The sequence below is a fragment of the Streptomyces laculatispora genome (assembly GCF_017353455.1).
In the GTDB taxonomy this organism is placed as follows: domain Bacteria; phylum Actinomycetota; class Actinomycetes; order Streptomycetales; family Streptomycetaceae; genus Streptomyces; species Streptomyces laculatispora.
On the sequence record NZ_JAFMPZ010000588.1, the window covers coordinates 1 to 6430 of the forward strand.

5 protein-coding genes are annotated in these 6430 nt (G+C 68.9%); all 5 read right to left on the reverse strand.

Going from position 1 to position 6430, the window contains the following annotated elements; genetic code table 11:
• Positions 1-593 precede the first annotated feature (593 nt).
• Positions 594-1109, reverse strand: a complete 516-nt coding sequence (locus tag J1C73_RS31065; RefSeq protein WP_207319290.1) for an ATP-binding protein — start codon at positions 1107-1109, stop codon at positions 594-596.
• A gap of 251 nt (positions 1110-1360) precedes the next feature.
• Positions 1361-2128 (reverse strand): enoyl-CoA hydratase/isomerase family protein, encoded by a 768-nt coding sequence (locus J1C73_RS31070; RefSeq protein WP_207319291.1) that lies wholly within the window; start codon positions 2126-2128, stop codon positions 1361-1363.
• 206 nt (positions 2129-2334) lie between these two features.
• On the reverse strand, positions 2335-2778 hold the full coding sequence (locus J1C73_RS31075) for a cold-shock protein (protein WP_207319292.1): 444 nt from the start codon (positions 2776-2778) through the stop codon (positions 2335-2337).
• 258 nt (positions 2779-3036) lie between these two features.
• On the reverse strand, positions 3037-3942 hold the full coding sequence (locus tag J1C73_RS31080) for a proline iminopeptidase-family hydrolase (RefSeq protein WP_207319293.1): 906 nt from the start codon (positions 3940-3942) through the stop codon (positions 3037-3039).
• Positions 3943-4161: 219 nt separating this feature from the next.
• Positions 4162-6408, reverse strand: coding sequence for a type I polyketide synthase (locus J1C73_RS31085; RefSeq protein ID WP_504744829.1), 2247 nt, complete (start codon positions 6406-6408; stop codon positions 4162-4164).
• Positions 6409-6430 lie beyond the last annotated feature (22 nt).

Below are 6430 nucleotides of genomic sequence, written 5' to 3' on the forward strand. Positions count from 1 at the left end.
CTCCGACGGTGGCGGCCGGTTTCTTCGGCTCCGGGTGGGTGAGGGTCTTCGCCGATGTCCCAGCAGTGTCCCGGTCTCCGCAACCGGTGGCGAGGGCTGCGGCGAGGGCGGCCCCTGCTCCTGCGCGCAGGGCGCTGCGGCGGTGCACCGGTGCGTCGGAGTCGTTCATGTGCAGAACAGTAAGTGCGTAATGTCAGAAAAGTGACACTTGACCCTTTCCCCCGCTTCCGCAGGTCACACGGATGCGCACCACCCACGCCCTTGGTGATCGATGAATCACTCGCAGAGACCGTTCGGCATTCATAGATTTCCAGGCAAGTGACCCAGCACACCTGTGATTCATCGCGCAAATGCGCTGATTCTTCACGGTATGGGCGTTTTAAGGCTTTGGCGATGGAGTCGCCCGTCTGCCATAGTCGGTGACACGACCCGCATTGACCCGAGCCGGGCCGTCATAAGCGGCCGTGAACACACCCCCCATTTCACGGCCCCCACACAGCAGCCCCCGCACCGCCGCACCACGGCCGAACCGGGGGCTTCTGTGCATCCGGAGCCGTCCGGGCAGTCACCCGGGGGCCGTCACCCAGGGGCCGTCAGCGGTCGGAGATCCGCATCTCGAACCAGGTGATCTTGCCGCGCGGCAGCAGATCCACGCCCCACCGGTCGGAGAGTTTGTCGACGAGGAAGAGGCCCCGTCCACTGATGTCCATCTCCTGGACGGGCATGAGGCACGGCAGTCCGCGCGAGGGGTCGCGCACCTCGATCCTGATCCAGCCGCGGCGGCGCAGCATCCGCAGACCGAAAACCCTGGCGCCGGTGTGCCGCACCGCGTTGCCGACGAGTTCGGACACGAGCAGAACAGCGTGTTCGCCGGTCTGCGGGGAGAGCCCCCACTGGCGGAGCACCACACAGGAAGTGAGCCGGCGCGCGGTGGCCGCGGACTCCGGGCGGGAGGGCAGCCGGACTTCGTCCTCCGTCGGATTTCCGAACAACTCCAGCGCCTTGAACGCCTGTTCGTCCTCGACGGCCGGCATCCTCCGTGCCGCTGTCGCGCTGCTGCGCTGTCGCGGCTGCTCCACACCCTCCAGGCCCGCCATGGACACCATCATGGCTGCAAGGCGGGCACTCCGGGGCCGTTCCGAGGGAATCCCTGACCCGGAATGAGCAATTCCGCAGCGACCTCTTGGCATATGCCGCTGGCAGAATGCGTCCACCCACACCCTCGTTGACCTGGGTGAACATCGCGCCCGAGCGGGTTTGCCAGGACCGGCGGCGCGCTGAGCCTTAAGGTTGCCTTAAGGCTCAGCTAATCCGCCCACACGGATGAACGCGCCGGGATCTGTTCCCAACTAGCGTTCGGTCAGAGGAATTTGGCCTTGCCCGGCCCTTCGTCCACGAAGCTGCGCATACCGCGCTCCCGGTCCTCCGTGGCGAAGAGTCCGGCGAACCAGGTCCGCTCGATCGTGAGGCCGGTGTCGATGTCCGTCTCCAGCCCGGCGTCGACGGCTTCCTTGGCGGCACGCAGAGCGAGGGCCGGGCCCTTCGCCAGCCTGGCGGCCCAGGCGTGCGCGTGCTCGTACACTTCGGCGGCGGGCACCACACGGTCCACCAGGCCCATGGTGAGGGCCTCGTCGGCCTTCACATGGCGGCCGGTGAAGATCAGGTCCTTGGCCTTGGCGGGGCCCACCAGACGGGCGAGCCGCTGGGTGCCGCCCGCACCCGGGATCAGTCCGAGCATGATCTCCGGCTGCCCCAGCTTGGCGTTGTCGCCGGCGATCCGGAAGTCGGCGCAGAGGGCGAGCTCGCAGCCGCCGCCGAGCGCGTAGCCGGTGACGGCCGCGACGACGGGCTTGGGAATCCTGGCCACCGCGGTGAAGGACTCCTGCAGTGCCTTGGACCGGACCACCATCGCCGGGTGGTCCATCGCCTGCATCTCCTTGATGTCCGCGCCTGCCGCGAACACCTTCTCGCCGCCGTAGAGCACCACGGCGCGCACGTCGTCGCGCGCGGAGGCCTCCTCGGCCAGCTCGCGCAGCCGGTCCTGGGTGGCGATGTCCAGGGCGTTCATCGGCGGACGGTCCAGCCGGATCGTGCCGACGCCGCCGCTTACTTCGAGGGTTACGGTCATGAGAGGCAGGTTAACCGGCGCTAACGCGGGGGCGGACAGGCCCGGGCCCGGTGCCGTTCGTCACAGCTGACGGGCGACTGGCGGCGGCGCCGGCGACGGGCCCGGCGGTGTCCGCCGGATGCCGCAGGCGCCCGACGGATTCCGCAGGTGCCCGCGCGGCCCGGGACCTGTGGTCCCGGGCCGCGGCGTGGAGCAGCCCGCCTGGCTCAGCCCTCGACCCAACCGTGCTTCTTGGCGAACTGCAGCATCCCCTGGCGTACCTGAAGAATGTGCGCCGCGGTGAGACCGGGGGCCGATTCCAGCAGCACTTCCGTGACGTCCCGCACGTACTCCTGCGAGTTGAGCACATCGCACAACACGTCGTCGCCGTCCACGACCTGCCTGCTCGGGGACTCGGGCCGCCCCGAGAACGCAGACGCCGGTGCCGCTGTCGACCCATTGCCGTTGCCGGGGGCGAGTTGCACCGATGAGGCCTTCAGACCCCGGTCGCCCTCCTCGACCTCGAACTCGACCATCAGGCCGGGCCTGAGAGAGGCCTCGGGAATACGAAGGTCGTTGACATGCAGGAAGACGTCCTCGCCTCCGTGGTCGGGAGCGATGAACCCATAGCCCTTCACGCCGTCGAACCGCACCACACGACCGGTGACCATCAGAACCACCCTCTCAACGAAACCCCGGACCCGTGCCCGGGATACCCCTGCCGCGGCAGGCTGCCCGGACTCGTACACCACTCCGGACCCGCCTTGCGACTACCTGACCACTACCGTCCCGGTCGTCCTTGCCTGCAGCCCCACAGCCGTGGAGGGCTGCGGGTGACACCCGGGACTCCGCACCGGAGGTGCGGCATGTTCTCAGCACTCTATGCAACGTGCGGCCGTCCCACCGGCACGGCCGCCGACGCGGGAGAGTCAGCCGGGGGCGATCTCCTGGAGGAACGCCTTCATGACCTGGCGGAAGTGCTCCGGTTCCTCAAGATGCGGCAGGTGGCTGGACTCCTCGAACATCTCCCAGCGCGCTCCCGGAATGAGGTCCTGGAACGGTTGCACCGTCGCGGGTGTGGCCTCGTCGTGGCGCCCGGAGATCAGCAGGGTGGGCACGTCGACGTCAGGGCAGAGATCGATGACCGACCAGTCGCGCAGCGTGCCGTTCACATGGAACTCGCTGGGGCCGTTCATCGCGTAGTAGACGGTGGGGTCGTTGTACACCTCGTAGAACGAGGCCAGGTAGTCGCGGGGCCAGGGTGCGAGACGGCAGACGTGCCGCTCGTAGAACGTGCGCATGGCCCCGTGGTACTCGTCCGTCTCGGTGGTTCCGGCGGCCTCGTGCCGCAGCAGCGTCTCGTTGACGCCGGGCGGGAGCTGGTCCCGGAGCACCTTGGCCTCCTGGAGCCAGAGCGGATAGGAGGCGGGCGAGTTGGCGATGACCAGGCCGCGCAGGCCGGCCGGACGTGCCGCGGCGTGGTGCGTGATGAGCATGCCGCCCCAGGACTGGCCGAACAGTACGTAGTTGTCGGCGATCCCGAGACCCTGGAGCAGGTTGTCGAGTTCGGCGGCGAACAGGTCCACCGTCCAGAAGTCTGCCCCCCGGTCGAGCAGATGGGTCGAGCCGCCGTTCCCGATCTGGTCGTAGTGCACGACGGACCAGCCGTCTTCGGCCAGGTCGGAGAGGTTCTGCAGATAGTCGTGGGTGGATCCGGGGCCGCCGTGCACGACGACGAGGGTGGGCCGGTCGGAGCGAAGGTCGCCCGTCACCCGGTACCACGTCTCGTGCTCGCCGAACGGCAGGGTCCCCTTCGCGCTGGGTGCCACAGTCACGTCACTTCGCCTCGCTTCGCTTCACTCACGCTGTTTGCGGATGGGAGCCGTGGATCGTGTGCTCGGTCGTCGCGGCCACGTCCCGACGACCATGTGCGGTTCCTTCGGTACCGAGCCGCGTCCGGCGGATCCGATGGGGGTCCTCGGGTGCCGCGCCCCGTCCGGCGGATCCGATGCGGGTCCTCGGATGTCGCGCCCCGTCCGGCCGGACGCCTTCGGTCATTCGGTCGCTCCGGCGTCGGCCGCTGCCCCGTTCGACGCCGACCACTCGTCCGACGCCAGCCACTCGTCGATGACGTGCGCGGTTTCCTCGGCGCGGTCCTCGACGAGGGTGAAGTGGTTGGCGCGCACGGTTCGCAGCGTGTGGCCGGCCTCCCAGGGCTCGGCACGGCCGCTGCCCAGGTCGGGGGACGCGTCATCCCCGTCCGGTACGAAGGACTGGGTGCACTGGACGAACAGCACCGGGGCCTCGACCGGGGTGAGCGGAAGCTGCGGCACCAGTTCCACCCAGCGGCCCATCGCGGAGAGCCTGCTGCTGTCGAACCGGCCGAACACGGCTTCCTTGTCGAACATGCCGAGTGCGAGGCCGTCGAGGGGGACGCCGTCGCTCCCGCCGTCGTGCACCTTGAACGTGTCCAGCAGGATGACGCCCGCCGGGCGCACCCCGCATTCCCGTTCCAGATAGCCGGCGGTGGCGTAGGCGAGGGTGCCTCCGGACGAGTAGCCGAGCAGGACGAAGGGCTTTCCGTCAGCCGCGTCCAGCACGCTTCGCGCGAGTGCCTGGACGGCCGCGTCGGACGACGTGGGCAGGCTCTCGCCCGCGAGGAATCCGGGGACCGGCAGTGCGGAGATCCTGTGCCTGCCTCCGAAGTGGGACACCAGACGTGCGTGCTGGTGCACGCCGCCCGTGGCCATCGGTGTGCTGAGGCAGATGAGATGCGGCCCCTGGGAGGCGTCCGCGAGCCGGACGGCGGTGGGCAGCCGGTCGATCTCGTCCACCGAACCGAAGCCCGGCCTGACGTCGGCGGCCGCCTGGAGGAGCGCGAATCCCTTGTCCGCGCGGCCAGAGACGACCGCGGAATGGAACAGGTCGCGAAGCGTCTCGGGCGGCCTGCCGACCGAGGGCGCCTCGGCCCCGTCGGCTGCGGAACCGTGCTCCGTCCCGTCCGCGCCCTCGGAGGCTTCCGCTTGACCTGCCCCGTCGGCCTGCGTTGACGCCAGGAGATCCGTGTGCAGCAGCCGGGCGAGCTCGGCCGGGCTCTTGCTGTCGAAGACCACCATCGGAGGAAGCCGCAGTCCGGTGTCCTTCATCAGGACGTTGCGGAGTTCCATCGCGCTCAGCGAGTCGAACCCGGCCTCCAGGAAGTCCCTTTCGGCGTCGAGGGCGTCCACGCTGTTGTGGCCGAGGAGTGCGGCCGCCCGCTCCATGACGAGTGCCTTGAGGAGGGCCTCCTGCCCTGCCTGATCGGCCTGCGTGAATCGTTGCCGCAGAGACGCCGCGTCCGGCCTGGCCACTGCACTGCGCCGCCTGGTGGTGGGGACGAGGTCGCGCAGGAGGGCGGGGATGGTGTCGGTACGCGTACGGAGTGCCGTGACATCGATCGGCAACGGGACCAGAGCAGCCCGGCCGGAGCGTAGGCCCGCATCGAACAACGCAAGCCCCTGCTCCGGCTCCAACGCCGGCAACCCCTGACGCCTCATCCGCTCAAGATCCGCCTCACCCAACCACTCACCCATCCCCGCACCAGCCCACAGCCCGTACGCGAGTGAGGTAGCCGGCAACCCCTCCGCCCGGCGATACGCCGCCAACGCGTCCAGGAACACATTCGCCGCCGCGTAATTCGCCTGCCCCGCAGCCAGCACCGAACCACCCGCCGACGAAAACAACACAAAGAACGCCAACCCGTGATCCCGCGTCAACTCATGCAAATACCACGCACCATCCGCCTTCGCACCCAGGACTCTGTCCAGGCGAGCACCGTCCATCGACCCGACCAGACCGTTGTCGCCCGCACCAGCGGCATGCACCACACCCACCAACCCCGCACCGATGCCCTCCACCAGCGACGCCACCGCACCACGATCCGACACATCACACGCCACCACAGAAACCTCAGCACCCAACCCCTCCAACTCCCCCACCAACACATCAACCCCAGGAGCACCCAAACCCCGACGCCCGGCCAGCACCAGACGCCGCACCCCATGCACCACCACCAAATGCCGCGCCACCAAACCACCCAAACCACCAGTACCACCCGTCACCAACACCACACCCTCACCCACACCCGACAGCACCCCACCCGCACCCTCACCCGCACCCGCAGCAACACCGGAGGGTACCTCCACCAGGCGCGGGACCAGTACTTCACCGCCACGCACGGCAACCTCCGGCTCACCGGAGGCCAGCACCACACCCGCAACGTCCCCGAACACCCCACCCGAGGAATCCACATCGACCAGCACAATCCGGCCCGGGTTCTCCGCC